Here is a 23,074-nt window from a genome sequence, read left to right as displayed (position 1 = left end):
TCACAGGCATGGCCGGGCGTACGGCCGGGGCGGCCGAGGGACGATCGACGTGCTCCCGCACTGAGTGCGAGGCTAAGCGCGGGTTACGAAACGGTCAAGACTGGCCAGGTAGTTGACCAACCCTCGGGTAACAGTCCGGGCGGACCGGGCCGGGCGGGAGGACCTCAGTCCTCGTAGCCGTCGCCCTCGTCGCCGTACTCGTCCTCGTCCGCGGACCCCTCCGCGTCCAGGGCGTCGCGGACCACCCGGAAGGCCAGGCCCTCGGAGTAGCCGCGCCGGGCGAGCAGCCCGACCAGCCGGCGGGTGCGGGTCTGCCGCTCCAGACCGCGGGTGGCCCGGAGCCGCCGGTCGACCAGGGCCCGGGCCGCCTCGGCCTCGTCGTCGTGGTCGAGCTGGGCCAGGGCCTGTTCGGCGAGCTCGCCGGAGATGCCCTTGGTCCGCAGCTCCTGCGCCAGCGCACGCCGGGACAGACCGCGGACGCTGTGCCGGGACTCCACCCAGGCCCGGGCGAAGGCCGCGTCGTCGATCAGCCCGACCTCCTCCAGCCGGGTCAGCACCTCCTCGGCCACCTCGTCCGGGATCTCCCGCTTGCGCAGGGCGTCGGCGAGCTGCTTGCGGCTCTTGGCCGCGCCCGTGAGCAGGCGCAGGCAGATGTCCCGCGCCCGGCTCTCGGGATCGGCCGGCTCCTCGGTCCGGGCACCGCGGCCCGCTCCGCGACGGCCCGGACCCCGGTCCGTGCCCTCGCGGCCGTCGTGGTCACGGTCCCGGGAGGCACCGCCCGCCCGGGTACGGCCGGACCGACGCCTCGGGCGCTCCTCCGGGAACGCCGGAGCGGGGTCGGCCACACCCCCGTGACCGGCCGACCCCGCTCCCTCGCCCCGGCCGCCCCCGACGGCCGCCCTACCCTCGGCCGCCCCACCCTCGGCCTCCAGCGCCGAGCGCCGCCGGCGGCGCCCCGCGGGCAGGTCGGAGGCCTGGACCAGCCCCAACTCACCCACGTCCGCCGGGCGGGCCGCCGGGCGCTTCACCGCCCGGGCCCGCTCCGGCGCGGGCTCCCACTCCGGCTGCCATGCCGATTCCGACCAGGTCTCCGGCTCGGTCCGCGGCCCGGTCTGCGGCGCGGCGACAGCCGCGAACCAGTCCGGCGGCCCGTAGTCCTCGTCCTCCTCGGGGCCGACCGCCCCACTGTGCTGCGTCAACGGCTCAGGCCTTGGCGGCGGCCGCCGTCGTCTTCTTCGCCGCGGCCGTCTTGGCGGCGGTCGCGGTGACCGGCTTGGCCGCGCCCTCGGCGCCGCCCGCCGCCGCCTCGCCCTCGGCCGGCTCCTCCACCTTCGGGCCGATGCCCAGCTTGCTCTTGATCTTCCGCTCGATCTCGTCGGCCAGCTGCGGGTTGTCCCGCAGGAAGTTGCGGGCGTTCTCCTTGCCCTGGCCGAGCTGGTCGCCCTCGTAGGTGTACCAGGCGCCCGACTTGCGGATGAAGCCGTGCTCCACGCCCATGTCGATCAGGCCGCCCTCACGGCTGATGCCCACGCCGTAGAGGATGTCGAACTCGGCCTGCTTGAACGGCGCGGCGACCTTGTTCTTGACGACCTTGACCCGGGTGCGGTTGCCGACCGCCTCGGTGCCGTCCTTCAGGGTCTCGATCCGGCGGATGTCCAGCCGGACCGAGGCGTAGAACTTCAGCGCCCGGCCACCGGTCGTGGTCTCCGGCGAGCCGAACATGACGCCGATCTTCTCGCGCAGCTGGTTGATGAAGACCGCGGTGGTGTTCGACTGGTTCAGCGCACCGGCGATCTTCCGCAGCGCCTGGCTCATCAGCCGGGCCTGCAGACCGACGTGGGAGTCGCCCATCTCGCCCTCGATCTCGGCGCGCGGCACGAGCGCCGCCACCGAGTCGATGATCACCAGGTCGACCGCGCCGGAGCGGATCAGCATGTCCGTGATCTCCAGCGCCTGCTCACCGGTGTCCGGCTGGCTGACCAGCAGGGCGTCGGTGTCCACGCCGAGCTTCTTGGCGTACTCCGGGTCAAGCGCGTGCTCCGCGTCGACGAAGGCGACCGTGCCGCCGGCCCGCTGGGCGTTGGCCGCCAGGTGCAGGGTCAGCGTGGTCTTGCCGGAGGACTCGGGGCCGTAGATCTCGACCACCCGGCCGCGCGGAATGCCGCCGACCCCGAGCGCGACGTCCAGGGCGGTGGAACCGGTGGAGATCACCTCGATCGGCTCGTTCGCCTTCTCGCCGAGGCGCATCACCGAGCCCTTGCCGAACTGTCGCTCGATCTGGGCGAGCGCCGTCTCAAGGGCCTTCTCGCGGTCCGTACCTGCCATGGCTTCCACCCTCGGGTTCTGTGCTGTGCGCTTCATCGTCCTCGACGCTAGCGCCTCCCACTGACAATCGGCCCCGACCGGGCTCTGCCTGGGGAAAACTCTGCGCCGGAGAGTACAAAGAACAAGTGTTCGAATCAAGCCGGGGCCGTTCGGACTACTTCTTCCCGGAGTCCCCGCCGACCATCCGCCGCAGCCGCCGGGCCGCCTCCCGCCGCAGCTCCCGGCGGTGCCGGCGCTGCTCACCGCGGTCGATCCGCGGGTCCGTGGCCACCTCGTAGCGGCGCACGTACGTCCCGACGAAGCCCTGCAGGGTGGCCGCCGCCGGGATCGCGATCAGCGCGCCGACCGCACCCAGCAGCGCCGCACCCGCGATCACCGCGCCGAACGCCACCGCCGGGTGCACGTCGACCGTCCGCGCGGTGATCCGCGGGTGCAGCAGGTAGTTCTCGATCTGCTGGTAGACCACCACGAAGGCCAGAACCCAGAGCGCGTCCACCGGCTGCGAGGTGGTGAGCGCCACCAGCACCGGCAGCGCCCCGGCGATATAGGTGCCGATGGTCGGCACGAACTGCGACATGACGCCGACCCAGACCGCGAGCGCGGCCGCGTACGGCAGGTCCAGCAGCGCGAACATCACCCAGTGCGCGAGCGCCGACACCACCGCGAGCAGGGCCCTCGAGTAGAGGTAGCCGCCGGTCTTGGCGAGTGCGATCTCCCAGGCCCGCAGCACCTCCGCCTGCTTGGCGGGCGGCAGCATCGAGCAGACGGTCCGCCGCACCCGGGGCCCGTCGGCGGTGAAGTAGAAGGTGAAGAGGCCGACGGTGAAGGCCTGGAAGAGCCCGCCGATCAGGGTCGAGGAGACGCCCCAGACGTTGTCCGCGGCCTGCTGGGCGTAGGTCTCGATCGCGCCGGAGTCCTTGAGCAGCTTCTTCTGCAGCTCGTCCAGCGAGAGGTCCTGGTGGAAGGTGCGGTTGACCCAGTCGATCAGGTTGTCCAGCAGGTGGGGCAGGTCGCCGGCGATCTTCGCGACCTGGTCGACCAGCAGGGTGCCGAGCGCGGTCAGGAACCCCGCCACGGCGATCGCCACCGCGACGAAGACCAGGAAGGTGCCGATGCCCCGACGCACGCCGCGGGCCGCCATCCGGTCCACCGCCGGCTCCAGCGCCAGCGAGAGGAAGAACGAGACCAGCAGCATCACGAAGAGGTCGATCAGCTGGTGGAAGGCCCAGTCGGCGAGCTGGAACAGCCCGACCAGGACCAGGGCGAGCACCATCGCCCGCGGCAGCCAGCGCGGCATCCCGGAACCCCAGAGACCGTCACCCGCGGTCCGGGCCCCGGCGGGCCGGGCGGAGAGGCGGGCGGAGGGCCCGCGGCCTCGTCGGCGACCTGCGCCGACCTGTCCGAATTCTGCTGTTCTGCACTGCTTGCCACCCGCACAGTTTGACCCATGCCCGACGAACGTTCGAGCATCGGCGAAGGGTTCGGCGGAGCGGGGTCGGGACCGGTCCGGCCCGGCGGCCGGGGTCAGCGGAGCACGCCGGAGACGCCCTGGGTCTCGCAGACGACCCGCCAGACGTCCTTGGCCTCACGGCCCGCGTCCAGCGCCTGCCGGACAGTCCGCCCGCCCAGCTCGCTCATCACATGGTCGCTCGCGAAGGACTCCGCGTACGCCTCGCCGAAGTGCTCGTACATTCGCCGCCAGAACTCCGTCAGCCTCATGCCCCCAGTATCCCGGACCGCCCACGGACCGGTCCTGGCACTCAGGGCCGCCAGTCGGCGGCCGTCAGGGCGTACTCGACCTCGCCGTGCTCGCTGCCCGCGATCGGCTCCGGGTGGTCCTCGTGGAAGGTGCGCACGTACGACAGCCCGGCCTTCTCCATCACCCGCCGGGAACCGCTGTTGACCGCCATCGTGTACGCCACCACCCGCTCGACGCCCAGCCCGGTGAAGCCCCGGCGGATCAGCGCCCGGGAGCCCTCGGTGGCGTAGCCGTGCCCCCAGGCCGCACGGCGCAGCCGGTAGCCCAGCTCGACCTCGGCGCGGTCGCCGTCGGGCGGCCGGAACTCGAACCAGCCGAGGAAGGCCCCGCCCTCCCGCTCCTCGGCGGCCCACCAGCCGAGGTCCCCGAAACGCCGGTAGTGGTCGAAGTAGAGCGGCAGCAGGGTGTCCTCGACCACCGCGCGCGGGGTGGGCCGGCCGCCGCTGAGGTAGCGGGTCACCTCCGGGTCGGCGTCCAGCTCCACCAGGGCGTCCGCGTCGGCGGCGGTGAAGCGGCGCAGCACCAGCCGCTCGGTGGTGAGGAAGGTGTCCATCCCCCGATCCTCGACCCGCCGCCCCCGCCCCGTCACCCGGTTTTCCGCGGCCCTCCGTCCCCGCACCACCCCGGCGCGGCCGCGGCTCAGTGCGGCAGCACCAGGGCCCCGGCGCCGTAGTACTCGTGGTCGCCGCAGACGTGCGGCCCGGGCGGGCAGGCGGCCGCCGCGTCCGCGGCGAGCAGGGCGGCCAGCCGATCGGAGCCCCAGTCCGGGTGCAGCGCCGCGGCCACCGCGACCGCGCCGGTGACGTGCGCGGCGGCCATCGAGGTGCCGGCCAGGGCGGCGTACCGGCCGCCGGGCCAGTCGGAGACCACCGCCCCCCGGGCGCCGCCGTCCGGATCCCCGCCGGGGGCGGCCAGCGAGACGTGGCCGCGCCCGTGGTTGGTGTACGCGGACGGGCGGCCGTCCCGGTCGACGGCGGTCACCGTGACCACGCCGGGCAGTTCACCGGGCAGCCGGACGCACTCGGGGCCGACGTGGCGGGACTGCGGCGGGCCGGTCGTGCGGTCGTTGGGGCTGCGCTCGTCGGTGCGGGGCGCGCCGAGGTCCTGCGCGTCGTTGCCCGCCGAGGCGACCACCACCGCGCCCTTCCCCCGGGCGTACTCGACGGCCCGGCCGACGGCGGCGGTCAGCGCGGCCTGGTCGGGGTCCTCGGGGCAGTTGTACTTCCACGGGTCGGCGAAGTAGCTGTTGTTGATCGCCCTGGCACCGTGGTCGGCGGCCCAGAGCATGCCGCAGACGATGTTCTCGGCGTAGTACTGGCCGAGCGGACCGAGCAGCCGGACGGCGGCGATCCGCACGCCGGGCGCGACCCCGCTGACGCCGCGGCCGTCCCTGGCCGCGCCGACGATCCCGGCGACATGGGTGCCGTGGCCGCTCTCGCCGACCCCGGCGTCGGGGCGCCAGGAGCCGGTCCTGGCGTCGGGGCGGCCGTCGGCGCAGGAGGCGGAGCTCCTCGGGTCGACGGCGGCGCGCAGATCGGGGTGGGTGTCGTCGACACCGGAGTCGAGGACGGCGACCAGCACCTTGCGCAGGGCGTCGGCGGCCGGGGCGCCGGTGCCGCGCAGCAGGTTGGGGGTGGCGTCGGTGGCGGCGGCGGGGGCGGCGCCGAGCAGCGCGAGGTTCCAGGCGTCCTGCTCGCCCGGGTCCGGGACGGTGGCGGTGGCATCGTCCCCACCGTCCCCACCGTCCCCACCGCCGCCACGGACGCCGCGGACGCCGCTCCCGTTGGCAGCGCGTCCGGGCAGCACCCGGTCGCCGCCGGCCCGGTCACCGGCCGCCGGGTCCGTCGTCCGTCCCGGCCCGGAAGTCGCCGGCGCCGTCCAGCGGGCGGGGCGGCCCGGGCACCGGCGAGGTGCGACTGGCGCCGACCGCGGCCACCCCGGGCCGGCCCCGCACCTTCTCCGCGAAGCCCCCGCCGGCGTACGCGAGCACCACCCCGATCTGCGGGTACTCCTGGACCACCTGCCCCCCGGCCGCCCTGGCCTCGGCGGCCGCGTGCGCGGCCCCGTCGGCGTCGGCCCGCTCGGCGAGCACCAGGTAGCCGAGGTAGGAGCGGCCCGGCCCGGCGACGTAGGGCACGGCGCCACCGACGACCAGCGCGGTCAGCAGCATCGCGAGCAGGACCCGGAGCGGCCCGCGGGAGCGGCGCCGGACCGGCCTGCCGGGACCGGCCGCCCGGACGGGCACGGGGACCGGGCCGACGCCGGGGACCGGGAGGAGACCGGGGACCGGGAGAGGACCGCCGCGGCCGGACGGGTCCGCCTGCGCCATGGCACGGTCTCCGCTCGTCGGTCCCGGCGGCCGCGCCGGAGCCGGCCGGCCACCGGAGGGCTGATCATCACAGGAGCATCACGGTGGTATGAATCATCACCATATGGTCCGTTTGTCCGACTCGCCTTCCCGATTGCCCCGAACGGCCACCGGCCCGCCCACCGCCCGGCCCGCGTTGTCAGTGCCACCCGGCACCATGGGGGCATGGCGACCGAGCACCCGACCCCGCCCCCGGCCGACCCGCTGGCCGGCTTCGCCCCGGCCACCCGGGCCTGGTTCACGGGCGCCTTCTCCGCGCCGACCGCCGCCCAGGCCGAGGCCTGGCGCGCCATCGGCCGGGACACCGACGTGCTCGTGGTCGCCCCCACCGGCTCCGGCAAGACCCTCGCGGCCTTCCTGTCCGCGCTGGACCGGCTCAGCAGCACCCCGCCCCCGGCCGAGCCCGGCCGCCGCTGCCGGGTCCTCTACATCTCCCCGCTCAAGGCCCTCGCGGTGGACGTCGAGCGCAACCTCCGCGCCCCACTGGCCGGCCTGCGCCAGGCCGCCGTCCGGCTCGGCCTGCCCGAGCCGGAGGTGCAGGTCGGCATCCGCTCCGGCGACACCCCGGCCGCCGACCGCCGGCGCTTCGCCACCCACCCGCCGGACATCCTCATCACCACCCCCGAGTCGCTCTTCCTGCTGCTCACCTCCGCCGCCCGGGAGGCCCTGCGCGGCGTGGACACGGTGATCCTGGACGAGGTGCACGCCGTCGCCGGCACCAAGCGCGGCGCCCATCTCGCCCTCTCCCTGGAGCGGCTGGACGAGCTGCTCGACCGCCCGGCCCGCCGGATCGGCCTGTCCGCCACCGTCCGCCCGGTCGAGGAGGTGGCCCGCTTCCTCAGCCCCGGGCGCGGCGCCGAGGTGGTCCAACCGCCCGCCACCAAGGAGTTCGACCTCTCCGTGGTGGTCCCCGTCCCCGACCTCGACGACCTGCCCGCCGCCCCCGCGACCGGCGCCGCCAGTGGCGAGGACCCGCAGCGGAAGGCGTCCATCTGGCCGCACGTCGAGGAGCGCATCGTCGACCTCGTCCAGGCCCACCGCTCGACCATCGTCTTCGCCAACTCCCGCCGTCTCGCCGAGCGGCTCTGCAACCGGCTGAACGAGATCGCCCTGGAGCGGGCCGGCGGCACCCCGCCGCCGGAGGCGCACTCCCCCGCCCTGCTGATGGGCGGCTCCGGCGCCGCCCGCGGCGCCCCGCCGGTGATCGCCCGGGCCCACCACGGCTCGGTCTCCAAGGAGCAACGCGCCCTGGTCGAGGAGGAGCTCAAGGCCGGGCGGCTGCCCGCCGTGGTCGCCACCTCCAGCCTGGAGCTGGGCATCGACATGGGCGCCGTCGAGCTGGTGGTCCAGGTCGAGTCCCCGCCCTCGGTCGCCTCCGGCCTCCAGCGGGTCGGGCGGGCCGGCCACCAGGTCGGCGCCGTCTCCACCGGTGTCGTCTTCCCCAAGTACCGGGGCGACCTCGTCCAGTCCGCCGTGGTCACCGAGCGGATGCGGGCCGGCCGGATCGAGGCGCTGCGCATCCCGCGCAACCCGCTCGACGTCCTCGCGCAACAGCTGGTCGCGATGACCGGGATGGACACCTGGCAGGTCGACGAGCTGCTCGCCCTGGTCCGCCGGGCCGCGCCGTTCGCGACCCTGCCGCAGTCCGCCTTCGACGCGGTGCTCGACATGCTGGCCGGCCGCTACCCCTCCGACGCCTTCGCCGAGCTGCGCCCCCGCCTGGTCTGGGACCGGGTGGCCGGCACCGTCACCGGCCGCCCCGGCGCCCAGCGGCTCGCCGTCACCTCCGGCGGCACCATCCCCGACCGGGGCCTGTTCGGCGTCTTCATCGCCGGCACGGACGACAAGAAGGGCGCCGGCGGGCGCCGGGTGGGCGAGCTCGACGAGGAGATGGTCTACGAGTCCCGGGTCGGCGACGTCTTCACCCTCGGCACCACCTCCTGGCGGATCGAGGACATCACCCACGACAAGGTGCTGGTCACCCCCGCTCCCGGGATCCCCGGCCGGCTGCCGTTCTGGAAGGGCGACACCCTCGGCCGCCCGCTCGAACTCGGCCGCGCCCTCGGCGCCTTCACCCGCGAGCTCGGCGCACTCGACCCGGCGGCCGCCACCGAGCGGCTGAAGCGGGCCGGTCTGGACGACTGGGCCGCCGCCAATCTGCTCGACTACCTCGCCGAGCAGCGTGCCGCCTGCGGCCACCTCCCCGACGACCGCACCATCGTGGTCGAGCGCTTCCGCGACGAGCTGGGGGACTGGCGGATCGTCGTCCACTCCCCGTTCGGCGCCCAGGTGCACGCCCCCTGGGCGCTCGCCCTGGCCGCCCGGCTGCGCGAGAAGCACGGCCTCGACCCGCAGGTCATGCACGCGGACGACGGCATCGTGCTCCGGCTGCCCGACGCCGACCTGCTCTCGCCCGACTTCGACTTCGGCGGCCCCGCCGCCGCACCGGGCCCCGCCGCCGGACCGGTCACCGACGACGCCCCGGTCGGCGCCGACGCCACCCTGTTCGACCCGCAGGAGATCGAGCAGCTGGTCACCGACCAGGTCGGCGGCTCCGCCCTGTTCGCCTCCCGCTTCCGCGAGTGCGCCGGCCGCGCCCTGCTGCTCCCCCGCCGCAACCCCGGCAAGCGCACCCCGCTCTGGCAGCAGCGCCGGCGCGCCGCCCAGCTGCTGGAGGTCGCCGCCGAGTACGGCTCCTTCCCGATCGTCCTGGAGGCCGTCCGCGAGTGCCTCCAGGACGTCTTCGACGTCCCCGGCCTGGTCGAGCTGATGGGCGACCTCGAATCCCGGGCCGTCCGCCTGGTCGAGGTCACCACCCCCGAGCCCTCCCCGTTCGCCCGCTCACTGCTCTTCGGCTATGTCGCGCAGTTCCTCTACGAGGGCGACTCCCCGCTCGCCGAGCGCCGCGCCGCCGCCCTCTCGCTCGACTCCCGGCTGCTGTCCGAACTCCTCGGCCAGGCCGAGCTGCGGGAGCTGCTCGACCCGGAGGTCCTCGCCGAACTGGAGGCCGAACTCCAGCGGCTCACCCCCGAGCGCCGGATCAAGGACGCGGAGGGGGTCGCCGACGCGCTGCGCCTGCTCGGCCCGCTGAGCGAGGCCGAGCTGACCGCCCGCGGCGCCGAACCCCTCCTGGCCCTCGAACTCGAGGCCGCCCGCCGGGTGATCCAGGTCCGGATCGCCGGCGAGCTGCGCTGGTCCGCCGTCGAGGACGCCGGCCGGCTGCGCGACGCCCTCGGTACCCCGCTCCCGGTCGGTGTGCCGGAGGCCTTCACCGAACCGGTCAAGGACCCGCTCGGCGACCTGCTCGCCCGGCACGCCCGCACCCACGGCCCGTTCACCGCCGCCGAGGCCGCCGCCCGCTTCGGCCTCGGCAGCGCCGTGGTCACCGGCACCCTGCACCGGCTCACCGCCGCCGGCCGCCTGGTCCAGGGCGAGTTCCGCCCGACCGTCGCCCACCACCCCGCTCCGGAAGCACTGCGGGCCGCCCCTGCCGACGGGCACACCGGTGCGGTCGAGTGGTGCGACGCCGAGGTGCTGCGCCGACTGCGCCGCCGTTCGCTGGCGGCCCTGCGCCAGGAGGTCGAGCCCGTCCCGCCCCGCGCCCTGGCCGCCTTCCTGCCGCAGTGGCAGCACCTGGCCGGCCACCGGCTGCGCGGACCGGACGGCCTGCTCCGGGTGGTCGAGCAGCTCCAGGGCGCCGCCCTGCCCGCCTCCGCGCTGGAGAAGCTGATCCTCCCGGCCCGGCTGAGCGACTACTCCCCCGGCCTGCTCGACGAGCTGACGGCGGCCGGCGAGATCGGCTGGGCCGGCGCGGGCGCGCTCCCCGGCAAGGACGGCTGGATCAGCCTGCACCTGGCCGAGAACGCCCATCTGCTGCGGCCCGAGCCCGTCCCGCCCACCGTCACCCCGGTGCACACCGCCCTGCTGGAGGCGCTGGCCGGCGGCTACGGCCTGTTCTTCCGCCAACTGGTCGCGCACCTCCCGGAGACGCCCGAGCCCGAGATCGTCGAGGCCCTGTGGGACCTCGTCTGGGCCGGCTACGTCAGCAACGACACCCTGGCCCCGCTGCGGGCCCTGCTCGGCTCCGGGCGGACGGCCGGCGCCACCGCGCACCGGGCGCCCCGGGCCACCCCGCGCGGCCGTTACGGCGGCGCCGGCCGGTCCCAGGGCAGACTCGGCGGAGCCCTGCGCAGCGGCCCGCCGACGGTGGGCGGGCGCTGGTCGCTGCTGCCCCCGTTCACCGCCGACCCCACCCTGCGGGCCACCGCCCAGGCCCAGGGCCTGCTGGACCGGCACGGCCTGCTCACCCGGGGCACGGTCGTCGCCGAGCGGGTCCCGGGCGGCTTCGCCGGGGTCTACCGGGTGCTCTCCGCCATGGAGGAGCGCGGCCGGGCCCGCCGGGGCTACTTCGTCGAGGGGCTGGGCGGCGCCCAGTTCGCCATGGAGGGCGCCGCCGACCGGCTGCGCTCGGTCAACGGCCGGCTGGAGCGGGCCCGGGGCGTGGAGTGGCCGGCCGCCCCGGCCGCCGAGCCCCCGCAGGCGCTGGTGCTGGCCGCCGCGGATCCGGCCAACGCCTACGGGGCCGCGCTGCCCTGGCCCGAGCCGCCCGCCGGGGCCGCCGAGACCTCGGGCAAGGCGCACCGGCCCGGCCGTAAGGCCGGCGCCCTGGTGGTCCTGGTCGACGGCGAGCTGTGCCTGTACGTCGAGCGCGGCGGCAAGTCCCTGCTGGCCTGGCCGGAGGACGGGGCGACACTCGCCGCCGCGGCGGCCGCGCTGGCCGGGGCGGCCCGGTCAGGGGCACTGGGCAGCGTGACCGTCGAGCGGGCCAACGGCGAGCCCGCCCTCGGCTCCGCGCTCGGCGCCGCCCTGGAGGAGGCGGGCTTCCACCCCACCCCGCGCGGTCTCCGGCTGCGCCCCTGAGCGGAGCACCGGCGGCACCTGCGGTACCGACAGCACCGGCGGCACCGGCGCAAGGGGGCCGGAAAACATCCGGAAGCGGCCGAAAAGCACCCGGCCCGAGGCCGGGGAACGCCGGGCCCCGGTCAACGGACACTCACGGACACACGACGAGGGCCGCGGGACTCGAAGTCCCGCGGCCCTCGTCCGCGTTCTGTTCACCCGGTCGGAGACTCGGCCTCCGCTGGTCCGATCGGCTCGGCCGTCCGGCGCCGCGAGGGGCCGGTGGACCACCGGTCGGCATGGACCGGGATCAGCCCGAGGCCCCAGCCTCCGGCCGCCAGCAGTCCCAGCATCGCCCCGTCGGGCAGCCGTCCGGCACCCGTCGACAGCCACCAGCCGGACCCGACGGCCAGGACCGTCAGGAGAGCCAGCACCACCGGGACCCGCCTGGACCGCACCCACCGGAGCCGTATTCGGGCCCCGGCACGCATCGCCGCCGCATTCCGCACGACCGCCTCCTTCGCTCGACCCGGGCCGCAGACGGCCCGCTCCGAGGCCGGGTCAGGCGGCGACCACGTCCATCGCGGCGGCCTTGGGCGACATGTTCGCCCGGTCGGCACCGGGGGCCGGCAGCGGTACCGGTTCGAGCACCGGCCTCAGCAGTTCACCTTCGGAGAGGGTGGCCATCGCCGCAAGTTCGGCGAGCGACAGTTCGTCGCTGACCTCGCGCATGACCTCGGACATCCGGACGTCGAGTGCGTCGCAGATGGCGGAGAGCAGCTCCGAGGAGGCCTCCTTCTGTCCCCGCTCGACCTCGGAGAGGTATCCGAGCGAAACCCTGGCTGCCGCCGACACCTCGCGGAGTGTGCGGCCCTGGCGCTGGCGCTGCCGACGCAGTACATCGCCCAGTAGGCGACGGAGCAGGATCATCGGTGCCTCCCTCCTCGGACTGCGGATCGAGATGTCACGCCCCCACCGTACCGCCTTGCCCGCTTCGCGTGCGGGGACCATGGTCGTGTTCACTCTGGGCTGCAAGGCTGTCCCCTCCCCTGTTTCGGTGTCGCGCCCGGGCCGATGGGCACCCCGTCGTACCCTCCGGGCGGCACCGGGTCACCGCCGCGCCACTCGTTCGCCACCTGGTTTCTGCCCAACCAGGGCCTCCGATGTAACACGATCCTGCAGTTGTCCGATGCCCGCACGCCAGTTCGGCGGATCTCGGTTCGGTGGAGATCCTGCGAGCGGCCGTCGGCGGGAGCCGGGTCGGAGGTGGTGCGTGGACGGTCGGAGGCACGGTAACGACAGTGCGGACGACGCTCAGTGCGTGGACGTACCGGACGGGAGCCGCCCGACGAGCAGCTCCAGAGCGGCGGTCACCGCCCTGTGACGGATTGTGGCACGCTCCCCCGACAACCGTGGCGAACTGACCAGACTTCCCCCCGGGCCGGCCACCGCGAGGTGTACCGTGCCGACAGGCTGCCCGTCCTGGGGCTCCGGGCCGGCCACTCCGGTGGTCGCGAGCCCGTAGGTGGCGCCGAGCAGCTTCCGCACGCCTTCGGCCATCTGTCGGGCCACCACCGGGTGGACCGGGCCGTGGACCGCCAGCAGTCCCTCGTCGACCCCGAGCACCGAGGCCTTCAGCTCCGTCGCGTACGCGGTCACCGAGCCCCGGAAGGTCGCGGAGGCCCCCGGGACGTCCACCAGCGCGGCCGCCAGCAGTCCGCCGGTCAGCGACTCCGCGACGGCCACCGTGCCGCCCTCCGCCCGCAGCCCGGCATGCACCCGCTCGGCCAGCCCGAAGTCCCCCGACCCGAAGTCCCCCGGCCCGGAATCAGCCGCCCCGGCTCCGCCGCTCATCCCGACGTCCCTCCCTCGCACTCCCCCGGGCCCACCCCGGAGTACCCGCCATTGTGGGCCCGGAGGGCCGTCGGGGGGCCGCTTCGCGACCGGGTTCACCCGGTCGTGCGCCGCGCGGCCAGACCCTCCCGGCGCAGGCGCAGTGCCTGCCCCACGTAGTCCAGCGCGGTGCCGACGGTCAGCAGTACCGCGACCCCCATCAGCAGGGCCCTGGCGGTGGCCAGCCAGCCGTCCAGCTCCAGCACGTACATGCCGACCGCGATGCCCTGGGTGAGCGTCTTGATCTTGCCGCCCCGGCTGGCCGGGATCACGCCGAAGCGGATCACCCAGAACCGCATCAGCGTGATGCCGAGCTCGCGGGCCAGGATCACCACGGTGATCCACCAGGGGAGGTCCCCCAGCACCGAGAGCCCGATCAGCGCCGCGCCCATGATCGTCTTGTCCGCGATCGGATCGGCGATCTTGCCGAAGTCGGTGACCAGGCCCTTGCGCCGGGCCAGCTCGCCGTCGAACAGATCGGTGATCATCGCGACCGCGAAGGAGGCCCAGGCCACCGAGCGCCACTTGGGGTCGTGCCCGCCGTCGGCGAACAGCAGGGTGACGAAGACCGGGACCAGCAGCAGCCGGACCATGGTCAGCACGTTCGCGATGTTCCAGATCCCCGGCGCCGGCGGCGCCACGGCCGCCGGTCTGCCCGGGTGGGCCGCGGCCGGGGCGCCGGGCCCCTGGGTCATGCCCCGACTCCGGGCGCCCGGCGGACCCGCACCTGCTCCAGCGCCTCGGCGACCAGGTCGACGCCCTCGCTGGCGACGACCCGGGCCCGGTAGAACTGCCCGACCTCGGGGTCCTCGACCCCGAGCAGGGTGGTGAGGCCGTCCGTCTCGGGGGCCTGGTGGGCGGCACGGCCCTCGACCACGTCCCCGTCGACCGACTCGACCAGCACCTCGACCTCGGTGCCGATCCGCTGCTCGGCGCGCTGGGCGGTCATCTCCTCGGCGAGCCGGGTGAGCCGGGCCAGGCGGTCGGCGACCACGTCCTCCGGCAGCTTGCCGTCGTAGCCGGCCGCCTCGGTACCGTCCTCGTCCGAGTAGCCGAAGACGCCGATCGCGTCCAGCCCGGCGTGGGTCACGAAGCGCTCCAGCTCGGCGAAGTCCGCCTCGGTCTCGCCGGGGAAGCCGACGATGAAGTTGGACCGGGCGCCGGCCTGCGGGGCCTTGCCGCGGATCGAGCCGAGCAGCTCCAGGAACTGGTCGGTGGAGCCGAAGCGCCGCATCCGCCGCAGCACGGCCGGCGCGGAGTGCTGGAACGACAGGTCGAAGTAGGGCACCACGTCCGCGGTGCCGGTCATGGCGTCGATCAGCCCGGGACGCATCTCGGCGGGCTGGAGGTAGGACACCCGGACCCGCTCCACACCCTCGACCGAGGCGACCTCGCCGAGCAGGGTCTCCAGCAGTCGGATGTCGCCGAGGTCCTTGCCGTACGAGGTGTTGTTCTCGCTGACCAGGACGACCTCGCGGACGCCCTCCCCGGCGAGCCACTGGGCCTCGTGCAGCACGTCCGAGGGGCGGCGGGAGATGAACGAGCCCCGGAAGGCCGGGATGGCGCAGAACGAGCAGCGCCGGTCGCAGCCGGAGGCGAGCTTGACGGAGGCGACCGGGTTGTCGTCCAGGCGCTTGCGCAGGGTGCGCGGACCGGAGGCGGGTGCGAGGCCGTCCGGCAGGTCCTCGGGGGCACCGTGACCGGGCACGGCCACCTCGGCGGCGGCGGCCTGGCGCTCGACGGGGCTCAGCGGGAGCAGCTTGCGGCGGTCGCGCGGCAGGTGCGGGGCGTGGTGGCCGCCGGACAGGATGGTCTGCAGACGGTCGGAGATGTCCGAGTAGTCGTCGAAGCCGAGCACACCGTCGGCCTCGGGCAGCGCGTCGGCCAGCTCCTTGCCGTAGCGCTCGGCCATGCAGCCGACCGCGACGACGGCCTGGGTGCGGCCGTGACCCTTGAGGTCGTTGGCCTCCAGGAGGGCGTCGACGGAGTCCTTCTTGGCGGCCTCGACGAAGCCACAGGTGTTGACGACGGCGACGTCGGCTTCGGCTGCGTCGTCCACGAGCAACCAGCCGTCGGCCTCCAGTCGCCCGGCGAGTTCCTCGGAGTCCACCTCGTTGCGGGCGCATCCGAGCGTGACAAGGGCGACAGTACGGCGATCAGGCATAGGGCCAAGATTAACGCGCGGCCGCCGAAGCCGTTCGCCCCGGAGGCCACGCGTTACCTCCGGCCGGGTTCCCGACCGGTCGGACGCCCCTCGCCATCAGCCCGCCTGCGGGTCGCCGGGGGTGTACGTGACGTGCACCACCTGGCCGTTCTTGCCCGCCGGACCGAGGTCCTTGCCGTTGACGTACACGTGCACGGCGCCGGCGTTGCCGATCACCAGCTTGATCTGCTTGGGGTCGGTGAAGGTCTGGTCCTGACCTTCACCGATGTTGTTCTGGAACAGCGACTTCCCGGTGCCGTCCACCGCCGAGACCCAGCTGGTGTCCTTCTCGGCGACCAGCTTCACGGTGACCTTGTCGGCCGGGGCGGCGGCGATCGCGGCGGCACTGGGCGCCGGCGCGGGCGGCTGGACCGTCGGGGTGGGCGCCGGGGTCACCGCGGCGACCGAGCCGGTGCCGGAGCCCGAGGGCAGCGGGGCGCTGGCGGAGCCGGTGGTGCCGGTGCCGGACTTGCCGCTCACCAGGTTGAAGCCGATCACTCCGACGACCGCGACGATCGCGGCGACCATCGCCGCCGTCCAGTTCGGGCGGCCCCGGCCGGGGACCTTGATCGGGCCGCTCTCGATCAGCTCGGTGGGCCGCTTGGAGGCCGGGGAGCCGCCGTGCGCGGCGTCGTAGCGGGCCACCAGGGCCTCGCCGTCGACGCGGACCAGCTGGGCGATCGCGCGGATGTGGCCGCGGGCGTAGAAGTCACCACCGCAGCGACCGAAGTCGTCCTCCTCGATGGCGTGCACGATCGGCACCCGCACGCGGGTCGCACTGCTCACCTGATCCACCGTGAGCCCGGCGTCGATCCGGGCGGCGGACAGCACCCGGCCGATGCTCGGCGCATCGGCCGCCTGTTCCGCGGTGCCGGAGGGCAGCGCGGACGACGGGGCGTTCTCGCGGTCGGGGGACTTGCCGATGGTCACGGTGCACGCCTTTCGAGCGGTTGGCCACCTGCTGGGGAACAGTCTAGGGGCGCGAGCGGATCGTTTCTCAAGCGGAACAGGCCCGAATGCGCTCGCCCGCCCCCACCGGGGGCCGGGCGTGCACTGACTGTCCGTCGGTGCGGGGGCCGCCGTCTCCGGGACCCCCGTGCCGGGGTGGCGCATCGTCCGTTGCCCGTGGGACGCCGTCCGCACCCGATCGGTTCCGCACCCGCCGCCTACCCCGGTCCGAACGGGTGAACACACCCCCTGGCCCGATCACACCCCCGGGCGCATCCCCTGGCGCACCCCCGGGCCGCCGCGGCGCCGTCAGCCGCGGATGGAGACGATCACCCCGTCCAGCTCGTCCGGCTTCACCAGTACGTCGCGGGCCTTGGAACCCTCGCTCGGCCCGACGATGCCGCGCGACTCCATCAGGTCCATCAGCCGGCCGGCCTTGGCGAAACCGACCCTCAGCTTGCGCTGCAGCATCGAGGTGGAGCCGAACTGGGTGGAGACGACCAGCTCGGCCGCCTGGATCAGCAGCTCCAGGTCGTCGCCGATCTCCTCGTCGATCTCCTTCTTCGGCCCGCCGCCGACCGTCACGTCCGCGCGGTAGGCGACCGAGGACTGCTCCTTGCAGTGCTTCACCACCGCGGCGATCTCGGCCTCGGTGACGAAGGCGCCCTGCATCCGGATCGGCTTGCTCGCCCCCATCGGCAGGAACAGCGCGTCGCCCTTGCCGATCAGCTTCTCCGCACCGGGCTGGTCCAGGATGACCCGGGAGTCGGCCATCGCCGAGGTGGCGAAGGCCAGCCGGGACGGCACATTGGCCTTGATCAGGCCGGTGACCACGTCCACCGAGGGCCGCTGGGTGGCCAGCACCAGGTGGATGCCGGCCGCGCGGGCGAGCTGGGTGATCCGGACCACCGAGTCCTCGACGTCGCGCGGCGCGACCATCATCAGGTCGGCCAGCTCGTCGACGATCACCAGGAGGTACGGGTACGGGGTCAGCTCGCGCTCGCTGCCGAGCGGCGGGGTGACGGTGCCGGCCCGGACCGCCGCGTTGAAGTCGTCCACATGGCGGAAACCGAAGGCGGCGAGGTCGTCGTAGCGCAGGTCCATCTCGCGGACCACCCACTGGAGGGCCTCGGCGGCCTTCTTCGGATTGGTGATGATCGGCGTGATGAGGTGCGGGATGCCCTCGTAGGCGGTCAGCTCGACCCGCTTGGGGTCGACCAGCACCATCCGCACCTCGTCCGGGGTGGCCCGGGCGAGGATCGAGGTGATCAGGCAGTTGATGCAGGACGACTTGCCCGCGCCGGTCGCGCCGGCCACCAGGATGTGCGGCATCTTGGCGAGGTTGGCCATCACGGTGTGGCCCTCGACGTCCTTGCCCATGCCGACCACCATCGGGTGGGTGTCCTCGGCCGCGGTGCGCGAGCGCAGCAGGTCGCCGAGGTTGACCATCTCCCGGTCCCGGTTCGGGATCTCGATGCCGACCGCGGACTTGCCCGGGATCGGGCTGATGATCCGCACGTCCGGGCTGGCCACCGCGTAGGCGATGTTCTTGGCCAGCGCGGTGATCCGCTCGACCTTGACGGCCGGGCCGAGCTCGACCTCGTAGCGGGTGACCGTCGGGCCACGGGTGAAGCCGGTCACCCTGGCGTCCACCTTGAACTCGCCGAAGGTCCCGGTGAGCTGGGCCACCACCTCGTCGTTGAGGGCGCTGCGGGCCTTGGCCGGGCCGCCGCGCTCCAGCAGGTCGAGCGAGGGCAGCGCGTAGCCGAGGCTCTCGGAGAGTTGGAGCTGCTCCATCCGGGCCGGTGCCGGGCCGTGCTCCTCGGGGGCCCCGGGGCCGGCGCCGCCGGTCCTGGCGGCCGGGACGGCGGGCTCCTCCGGCGGGGCGGTGCGGTCCTGCACCTGGTGCATCATGTCCGCCACCGCCGAGGAGGCGGGCACGCCGTAGACCAGCGCGCCGTCCAGGTCGGCGGCGGCGCCGGCCGCGATGTCCCGGGTGGCGTACGGGTCCAGGGCCTCCTTGGAGAACATGTCCGGCTCGTCGGCGGGCACCTCGGCCGGCTCCGGCCTGCGCCTGCGGCGGCGCCGGCGGGCGGCCACCTCGTCCGTCGGGTCGTCACCGTCGGTGTCCACGGTGAAGGGCAGCGCCGAGGGATCGGCGTCCTCCGGCGGCTCGTGGGAGAGCTCGCGCTCCGGCGTGCGCCCCTCGGCCCCGGTGTCCTGCGGACCGGCCTCGACCACCCCGAGCCGGACGCCGGCCGCGCGGATCCGCTCCGGGATCCGGTTGACCGGGGTGGCGGTGGTGACCAGCAGGCCGAAGAAGGCGAGCAGCAGGAGCAGCGGCACCGCGAGGGCCGGCCCGGCGGCGGCCATCATCGGGGTGGACGCGGCCCAGCCGATGATCCCGCCGGCGGTCCTTATCCGGGTCGCGCCACTGCCCATCACGGGCGCGCCGCAGCCGATGTGGACCAGGCCGAGCACCCCGACCAGCAGGGTGCTCAGGCCGATCATGATCCGCCCGTTGGCCTCCGGCAGCTCGGGGTGGCGCAGCAGCCGGACCGCCACCGCGGCCAGCAGGAAGGGCACCAGCGCATCGAGCCGGCCGAACAGGCCGGAGACCACGTTGGTGGCCGCCTCGCCCAGCCAGCCCTGCGGGCTGAACCAGGTGCCGGCGGCGGTCACCAGGGCCAGCGCGAACAGCAGCAGGCCGATGCCGTCCTTGCGGTGCGCCGGGTCGAGGTTCTTCGCGCCGTCGCCGAAGCCGCGGAAGACCGCTCCGATGCCGTGCGCCGCACCGAGCCAGACGGCGCGCACGGCCCGGAAGAGTATCGGCCGGGGCGGGGGCGGCGGCGGGGCCTGCTTGGCCGCCGTCTTCTTCGCCGGGGCCGCCTTCTTGGCGGCCGCCTTCTTCGCTGGCGGCTTGGCCGGAGCCTTCGCCGCGGCCTTCTTGGACGGTCCCGGACTCGGGTTGCGTGCCGCGCTTCCGGGCGTGCGTGTGGCCATGGGTCAGCAGCCTACCGGGGCATGCGAGCTGTGCCCACGTCGTCCGTCCGGGGTGCCCGGACGTGTCGCAGACACACCGTCACACCGGTCCGGTTCACCCGGACGGGCGAGCACCGAGGGGCCGGCCGGCCGCCTTCGGGGCCGGGCCGGACGTGCCTCAGTCGGTACCGGGGCGCAGGGCGTCCAACGCCCGCCGGAGTCCGGTCAGCTTGCGCTCCAGGTGCGCCGCGGTGGCCGCCACCCCGCCGTCCTCGGTGCCGTCCAGCTGCTTGGTCAGCGACTCGGCCTGCTCCTCGACGGCGGCCAGCCGGGCCGACAGCTCGCCGAGCAGCGCGCCGCCGATGGCGGGCTCGGCGCCGGTCGCCTCCAGTTGCAGCCGCAGCAGCGCGGCCTGCTCCTTCAGCTGGCAGTTCTTCATGTAGAGATCGACGAAGACCGAGACCTTGGCGCGCAGCACCCAGGGGTCGAAGGGCTTCGAGATGTAGTCGACCGCGCCGGCCGCGTAGCCGCGGAAGGTGTGGTGCGGCCCGTGGTTGATCGCGGTCAGGAAGATGATCGGGATGTCCCGGGTGCGCTCGCGGCGCTTGATGTGGGCGGCGGTCTCGAAACCGTCCATCCCCGGCATCTGAACGTCCAGCAGGATCACCGCGAAATCGTCGGTGAGCAGCGCCTTGAGCGCCTCCTCGCCGGAGGCCGCCCGCACCAGCGTCTGGTCCAGCGCCGAGAGGATCGCCTCCAGTGCCAGGAGGTTCTCCGGCCGGTCGTCGACCAGGAGGATCTTCGCCTTCTGCATTACGACGCGCCCTCCTGTCGCCTGCCTACCTGGGGAAGGCACCCGCGTACTGCCCACCACTACCCCGGTCATGCTAGCCGCACCCCCTCGCCCGGCACACCGCTCCGTCGCGTCCGGATCCGGAGCGTGCGCAGCCAGTGCACCGGCGTACGCTCACCAGCGAGTCGTCACTCGGTCACTGTTCGCAACGATCGGTGACCCTACCCGGTTCCCGACCCTCCCCGCCAGCAAACCGCCCACCCACCGGCGTGAACCCCGGAGCGTACTCCGGGATTCACGCCCCCGCCATTCGAACGGGCCGAACTCGGCCTGCTCCGGGGCCCGGTGGGCCCCGGACACCCCGGGGTCAGGGCTTCCGGAGGGTGAGCCAGTCGTGCATCACCGACAGCAGGTGGTCGGTCTCCACCGGCTTGGTGATGTGATCGGTGGCACCGGCCGCCAGGGACTTCTCCTTGTCGCCCTTCATCGCCTTGGCGGTCAGCGCGATGATCGGCAGACCCGCGAACTGCGGCATCCGCCGGATCGCCTCGGTGGTCGCGTAGCCGTCCATCTCCGGCATCATGATGTCCATCAGGACCAGCGCCACGTTCTCGTGCTGCTCCAGCATCTCGATGCCCTCACGGCCGTTCTCCGCGTACAGCACGGTCAGGCCGTGCTGCTCCAGCACGCTGGTGAGGGCGAACACATTGCGCACGTCGTCGTCGACGATCAGCACCTGCTCGCCGTCGAACCGGATGTCGCCGCGGCCGGCGGGCCGGACCGCAGGAGCGGTCTCCAGGGTGCGCCCCTCGCCCGCCCGCCCCTCGGCCGGGCGGAGGCCGGCGGGCCGGGCCGGGGTGGACCGGCCCCCGGCGGACGGCACGTCCAGGGCCGCGCCGCGGCGGCGCTCGACCGCGCCCCGGCGGCGGACCTCGACCAGCTCGCGCACCTCCTGCGCCCAGTGCTCCGCCGGGTTCTCCCCCACCGGCACCGGCGTCCCGACCGGGGTCACCCCGACCGAGGCGCGCAGCGCGGTCGTGCTCGGCCCCTGGCCACCGGCACCCGGGGCCTCGGTGCGCAGCGGCAGGTAGAGGGTGAAGGTCGAGCCCTTGCCCAACTCGCTCTCGGCGTGGATCTCGCCGCCGAGCAGCCGGGCGATCTCCCGGCTGATCGACAGCCCCAGACCGGTGCCGCCGTACTTGCGGCTGGTGGTGCCGTCGGCCTGCCGGAACGGCTCGAAGATCTCCCGCAGCTTGTCGCCCGGGATGCCGATCCCGGTGTCCGACACGGTGAAGGCGATCAGCGGATCGTCCGGCCCCTCGATCGCGCCCGCCTCCAGCAGCTGCTCGCGCACGTGCTGCGGCACGCCCCCGCCCGCCGGGCTGATCGAGAAGTCCACGGCCCCGGCGTCGGTGAACTTCACCGCGTTGGAGATGAGGTTGCGCAGCACCTGCTGGAGCCGCTGCTCGTCGGTGTGCAGGGTGACCGGCAGGGCCGGCGAGACCCGCACCTCGAACTCCAGGTTCTTGTCCAGCGCGACCGGCTGGAACGTCGCCTCGACGTAGTCGACCAGCTGGACCAGGGCGATCCGGGCCGGCCGGACGTCCATCTTGCCCGCCTCCACCTTGGACAGGTCGAGGATGTCGTTGATCAGCTGGAGCAGGTCGGACCCGGCACCGTGGATGGTGTCGGCGAACTCGACCTGCTTGGGCGAGAGGTTGCCCTCGTTGTTGTCGGAGAGCAGCTTGGCCAGGATCAGCAGCGAGTTCAGCGGGGTGCGCAGCTCGTGCGACATGTTGGCGAGGAACTCGCTCTTGTACCGGGAGGCCAGCGCGAGCTGTTCGGCGCGCTCCTCCAGGACCTGCCGCGCCTCCTCGATCTCGCTGTTCTTGATCTCGATGTCGCGGTTCTGCTGCGCGAGTTGCTCGGCCTTCTCCTGCAACTCCTCGTTGGTGCGCTCCAGTTCCTCCTGGCGCGCCTCCAACTCCGCCGACCGCATCGAGAGTTCGGCGGTCAGCCGCTGGGACTCCAGCAGCAGGCCCTCGGTCTTGGTGTTGACGCTGATGGTGTTGACGGTGACGCCGATGAGGTCGGCGATCTGGTTGAGGAAGTCCAGCGCGACGGTGGTGAAGGAGCTGAAGGTGGCCAGCTCGATCACCCCGAGCAGCCGGCCCTCGAACAGCACCGGCAGCACCACGATGTGGGCCGGCGAGGCCTCGCCCAGACCGGAGGCGATCTTCAGGTACCCGGGCGGCGCCTCCTTGAGGATGATCGCCCGCTTCTCCACCGCGGCCTGGCCGATCAGCGACTCACCGGGGTGGAAGGTGGTCGGCATCGCCCGGCGCTGGTACCCGTAGCTGCCGATCAGCCGCAGCACGGTGTCGTTCTCGTCGTCGTCCTCCGTGATCAGCTCGGCGGTGCGGCCGGCCGGCTGGGCGAGGAAGAAGGCGCCGTGCTGGGCCGAGACCACCGGGGTGAGCTCGGTCATGATCAGCGAGGCCACCGCCTCCAGATCGCGCCGGCCCTGCAGCAGACCGGAGATCCGGGCCAGGTTGGTCTTCAGCCAGTCCTGCTCCTGGTTGGTGCGGGTGGTCTCGCGCAGGTTGGCGATCATCTGGTTGATGTTGTCCTTGAGCTCGTCGAGCTCACCGGCGGCGTCCACGTCGATCCGCAGCGACAGGTCGCCCCGGGTCACCGCGGTGGCGACCTGCGCGATCGCGCGCACCTGCCGGGTGAGGTTGTTCGCCAGCTCGTTGACGGACTCGGTGAGGTCCTGCCAGGTGCCGTCCACCCCCGGCACCCGGGCCTGGCCGCCGAGCCGCCCGTCGGTACCCACCTCGCGGGCGACCCGGGTGACCTCGTCGGCGAACGCCGACAGCTGGTCCACCATGGTGTTGATGCTGG

17 protein-coding genes are annotated in these 23,074 nt (G+C 74.0%); 1 reads left to right on the top strand and 16 read right to left on the bottom strand.

The genetic code is table 11. From position 1 onward, the window contains the following. Nucleotides 1-164: 164 nt before the first annotated feature. From VR45_RS44070 to VR45_RS46915, 7 genes are all read right to left on the bottom strand, one after another. On the bottom strand, nucleotides 165-1,199 hold the full coding sequence (locus tag VR45_RS44070) for a regulatory protein RecX (protein ID WP_353612691.1): 1,035 nt from the start codon (nucleotides 1,197-1,199) through the stop codon (nucleotides 165-167). A gap of 4 nt (nucleotides 1,200-1,203) precedes the next feature. Further along, a complete protein-coding gene (gene recA / locus VR45_RS14910) occupies nucleotides 1,204-2,325 on the bottom strand; it encodes a recombinase RecA (protein ID WP_045940227.1) in 1,122 nt (373 codons plus the stop codon). 154 nt (nucleotides 2,326-2,479) lie between these two features. After that, nucleotides 2,480-3,622, bottom strand: a complete 1,143-nt coding sequence (locus tag VR45_RS14905) for an AI-2E family transporter (RefSeq protein WP_045940226.1) — start codon at nucleotides 3,620-3,622, stop codon at nucleotides 2,480-2,482. 227 nt (nucleotides 3,623-3,849) lie between these two features. Further along, a complete protein-coding gene (locus VR45_RS14900) occupies nucleotides 3,850-4,044 on the bottom strand; it encodes a DUF3046 domain-containing protein (protein ID WP_045940225.1) in 195 nt (64 codons plus the stop codon). Between the two features lie 41 nt (nucleotides 4,045-4,085). Further along, nucleotides 4,086-4,637: a GNAT family N-acetyltransferase gene (locus tag VR45_RS14895; RefSeq protein ID WP_045940224.1), complete on the bottom strand. Its 552-nt coding sequence runs from the start codon at nucleotides 4,635-4,637 to the stop codon at nucleotides 4,086-4,088. 86 nt (nucleotides 4,638-4,723) lie between these two features. Continuing rightward, a complete protein-coding gene (locus VR45_RS14890) occupies nucleotides 4,724-5,890 on the bottom strand; it encodes a S8 family serine peptidase (protein ID WP_052709088.1) in 1,167 nt (388 codons plus the stop codon). Nucleotides 5,891-5,909: 19 nt separating this feature from the next. Beyond that, the gene (locus VR45_RS46915) at nucleotides 5,910-6,413 is read right to left on the bottom strand and encodes a hypothetical protein (protein ID WP_045940223.1); all 504 of its coding nucleotides are present in this window, start codon (nucleotides 6,411-6,413) and stop codon (nucleotides 5,910-5,912) included. A gap of 204 nt (nucleotides 6,414-6,617) precedes the next feature. Between VR45_RS46915 and VR45_RS14880 the strand changes: the two genes are divergently transcribed. Next, nucleotides 6,618-11,372 carry a DEAD/DEAH box helicase gene (locus tag VR45_RS14880; protein ID WP_045940222.1) on the top strand — a complete coding sequence of 1,585 codons (4,755 nt, stop codon included), beginning with the start codon at nucleotides 6,618-6,620 and terminating at the stop codon, nucleotides 11,370-11,372. 194 nt (nucleotides 11,373-11,566) lie between these two features. Here the strand turns inward: VR45_RS14880 and VR45_RS14875 are convergent, their stop codons facing one another. From VR45_RS14875 to VR45_RS14835, 9 genes are all read right to left on the bottom strand, one after another. Further along, a complete protein-coding gene (locus VR45_RS14875; protein WP_107084189.1) occupies nucleotides 11,567-11,788 on the bottom strand; it encodes a hypothetical protein in 222 nt (73 codons plus the stop codon). A gap of 124 nt (nucleotides 11,789-11,912) precedes the next feature. Next, nucleotides 11,913-12,281, bottom strand: a complete 369-nt coding sequence (locus VR45_RS14870; RefSeq protein WP_045940221.1) for a helix-turn-helix transcriptional regulator — start codon at nucleotides 12,279-12,281, stop codon at nucleotides 11,913-11,915. 384 nt (nucleotides 12,282-12,665) lie between these two features. Next, nucleotides 12,666-13,205, bottom strand: a complete 540-nt coding sequence (locus tag VR45_RS14865; RefSeq protein ID WP_078896524.1) for a CinA family protein — start codon at nucleotides 13,203-13,205, stop codon at nucleotides 12,666-12,668. A gap of 95 nt (nucleotides 13,206-13,300) precedes the next feature. Continuing rightward, nucleotides 13,301-13,939 carry a CDP-diacylglycerol--glycerol-3-phosphate 3-phosphatidyltransferase gene (gene pgsA / locus VR45_RS14860; protein ID WP_030396683.1) on the bottom strand — a complete coding sequence of 213 codons (639 nt, stop codon included), beginning with the start codon at nucleotides 13,937-13,939 and terminating at the stop codon, nucleotides 13,301-13,303. Then, nucleotides 13,936-15,408, bottom strand: coding sequence for a 30S ribosomal protein S12 methylthiotransferase RimO (rimO, locus tag VR45_RS14855; RefSeq protein ID WP_045940220.1), 1,473 nt, complete (start codon nucleotides 15,406-15,408; stop codon nucleotides 13,936-13,938). Before rimO ends, pgsA begins: the two co-directional genes overlap by 4 nt. A gap of 96 nt (nucleotides 15,409-15,504) precedes the next feature. Next, nucleotides 15,505-16,377 carry a RodZ domain-containing protein gene (locus VR45_RS14850; protein ID WP_078896523.1) on the bottom strand — a complete coding sequence of 291 codons (873 nt, stop codon included), beginning with the start codon at nucleotides 16,375-16,377 and terminating at the stop codon, nucleotides 15,505-15,507. Nucleotides 16,378-16,704: 327 nt separating this feature from the next. Then, nucleotides 16,705-19,398 carry a DNA translocase FtsK gene (locus tag VR45_RS14845; RefSeq protein WP_045940219.1) on the bottom strand — a complete coding sequence of 898 codons (2,694 nt, stop codon included), beginning with the start codon at nucleotides 19,396-19,398 and terminating at the stop codon, nucleotides 16,705-16,707. Between the two features lie 157 nt (nucleotides 19,399-19,555). Next, the gene (locus tag VR45_RS14840) at nucleotides 19,556-20,191 is read right to left on the bottom strand and encodes a response regulator (RefSeq protein ID WP_030396687.1); all 636 of its coding nucleotides are present in this window, start codon (nucleotides 20,189-20,191) and stop codon (nucleotides 19,556-19,558) included. 346 nt (nucleotides 20,192-20,537) lie between these two features. After that, a partial coding sequence (locus tag VR45_RS14835) for an ATP-binding protein (protein WP_045940218.1) occupies nucleotides 20,538-23,074 on the bottom strand: 2,537 nt, incomplete at its 5' end.

Origin of the sequence: Streptomyces sp. NRRL S-495, assembly GCF_000966955.1 — a bacterium.
GTDB classification, from domain to species: Bacteria; Actinomycetota; Actinomycetes; order Streptomycetales; family Streptomycetaceae; genus Kitasatospora; species Kitasatospora purpeofusca.
This window is presented reverse-complemented; position numbering and strand designations above follow the sequence as displayed.